2 protein-coding genes are annotated in these 2,500 nt (G+C 44.9%); both read right to left on the reverse strand.

Translation table 11 applies throughout. The features are described 5' to 3' along the window. Positions 1–381: 381 nt before the first annotated feature. Positions 382–921 carry a hypothetical protein gene (locus tag KKH67_03170; GenBank protein ID MBU1318177.1) on the reverse strand — a complete coding sequence of 180 codons (540 nt, stop codon included), beginning with the start codon at positions 919–921 and terminating at the stop codon, positions 382–384. A 55-nt stretch (positions 922–976) separates the two neighbouring features. Next, entirely contained in the window at positions 977–2,143 is a 1,167-nt protein-coding gene (gene yidD, locus KKH67_03175; protein MBU1318178.1) for a membrane protein insertion efficiency factor YidD, read from the reverse strand. Positions 2,144–2,500: the final 357 nt, after the last annotated feature.

Below are 2,500 nucleotides of genomic sequence, written 5' to 3' on the forward strand. Positions count from 1 at the left end.
AGGATGAACAATGGCGCACAAGAGGAAGAACAAAAAGCCGCCGTACCCGTATCGTATTATCTGATTAATGGTGATACCAATGTCCTTTAGATTCATCTGTAGCTCCTCCGCTTTTGAAAATGTGTTCTATAAGCTCCAATGATTTGCCATTTCAGGCTCATTCATAAGGTGATCACATGCTGCGCTACGGTCAGAGGCATTCAGCACAAGGCTCCTGTCCTCCAGAAAACGTGTAAGATATCAAGTACGCTACATCATCAATATCTTATGATGGAACTTACAGATGCAGAATCTGAACGATTATCAGAAAGCTGGTCTCTGAAACTTGCCTTTGTCAAGAGAGTGAAATTAAGAGAACAACCATCACATATTCGTGTTAGCCTATTCTGCAGTGACTTTTACTGCTCCAGCTGTTTCCGTCTGAATTTCAGTACCGGCGGGCAGCTCAGCAGTACCACCTTTGATTAGCAGGCCAAGTACACAACAAAGTATTGTGACTATAACTGCAGTACCTACCTTGCTTTGGCCTTCGGCTAATTTCGTACCATAAAGCGGTACCGTGCTACCATCGATAGCCTCGACCCTCTTGATGGAAATACCTATCTTTGCTGGTTTGCCGACTGCGCCGCTGGTTGTGGACTCCGTAACTTCCGCAGCAGCAATAGTTCCAGCCTTGATAACAACAATACCATCAACAATAACATCATATGTTACTGCCAAGTTTACACGATCTCCAACGTGTAGCACTTTCGGTGATATCGCCTGTGATGTCGTGAACGAAACTACTGTACCGGCAGGAACAGTAACTTCTTGCTGTGCTAATGTCATATCTGCGCCAATTATGATCCACAGAAATGAGAGCACCACAACAAGTGCGGTCACACGAAATACCCCGGGTTTTGCTCGACAGACAGAAAACATGAAACCTCCCTGAAACGACGTTAACGGAACTCAGTCATACAGTGTGCTGATCTGGCTAAAACACAAAGCCTATAGCAAAGCGTGACAGTATGTCCCTTTCTAATTTGACATTTCGCCTGCTGGCCGAGATTACAGACCCGTATATGTTCCCTGAATACCATCCGAATGAAAATATCCCCATCAATGCGCCCAGGCCATAATCTCTATTATCAAATGCTTGATAAGTTCCCCAAAAGAACAAACCATTTACAATGAATGAAGAGAGGGCAGTCTTGGGATAACCGTCATACAGGTATCCGAGACCAGGTATTGCTGCAAGCATGCCAGCGAACGTGGGGCTCTTGTAAGGCAGGTTCTTGCCCTGCTGACACAGGAAGATACAGTCTTCCACGTTTTTGAAATAGATTGAACGAGAATCGATTCCTGAAAACTGCACAATTGCATTGTCCCAGTCCAACTGGTAAGCAAACGATAATCCGGTCAGCATTTGAGCCTTGTCACTGAGACCTCTCTCCTTTGACAGTATGTTGCCGAAAGACCTTCGGGCCATGTTGTTATTGCCCATCTTGAGATATCCAAGCCCCATGCTGAATTCAATCTGATTCTTGTAAGATGTGCAAAGTTCGTTTTCAAGTGTATATCGTCCCCATTGAATCGCCCAGACATAGTCACCCTGCAAATTGTGACAATCAAACACATTTAGATGAGCATCTTCACTCAATGGGCTATTGGGATAGTACGAGATTAAACGTCGGTACTCTGTGATCGCGTCATCGAAGTATCCGTAAGATTGAAGGGAGAACGCGAAATTGTACAACGCACTGTCAACTGGTGCCGTCTGAATGCGATCGTCCTTCCCATACGTCGCGACCTGATTATCTTGGGTCTCGGGATGATCCAAGGAATCAGAGAAGCAATTCTTGAAGTCAAATTTCAGTGGATCATAGAAGCGCAAGAAATCATTGACCTCAACAACTTCGTAGTTATCGAGATCGTGCCCACAACGGTGCAGTCTGTCTGAGGTCATGATGAATGCCTTAATCGGATTATGATTCCTGAAGGCAAGACGCCCGTACGCTGAACAATGAGGGTGCATTAAACACGAGCCTCCCTTGTACGGGCTGACATACTTCTGATAAATCCGAATTGCGCTGTTAGTGAATAGATCGTGAAATGACAAAGCGGATGTGTCGATGGAGCATCGCCAGTATATATCATTCATAAAGTGACGAGGCTCTTCGATGCTTGAAGCATTCCCCCTCTCAGTTGCGAATACGTTGTTCTGAATCAAAACAGTGCATAGAATGGACAGCAGAAGTTGTTTCCTCATCATTTGTCGCTCAGTATCGTCGCTATAAACACTTGTAGATTCGCTTACACATCACAGTTAGTATGTCTATGGACCTTCTCACGCAGCCATGAGCGGTCTCTGTGATTTGTGTCTACAAAGATCGGCTGAATCTGTTAATCACTTGGATTCACATATAAGCTGACAAGTTAGTCCTTGTCAAGGAAAAACGTGGATACGACATGGACCTCATATAATCCGCAGCTCCCAAGTACCACGCTATAAACTACG

It is taken from the genome of Candidatus Zixiibacteriota bacterium, assembly GCA_018820315.1.
GTDB lineage: Bacteria > Zixibacteria > MSB-5A5 > JAABVY01 > JAHJOQ01 > JAHJOQ01.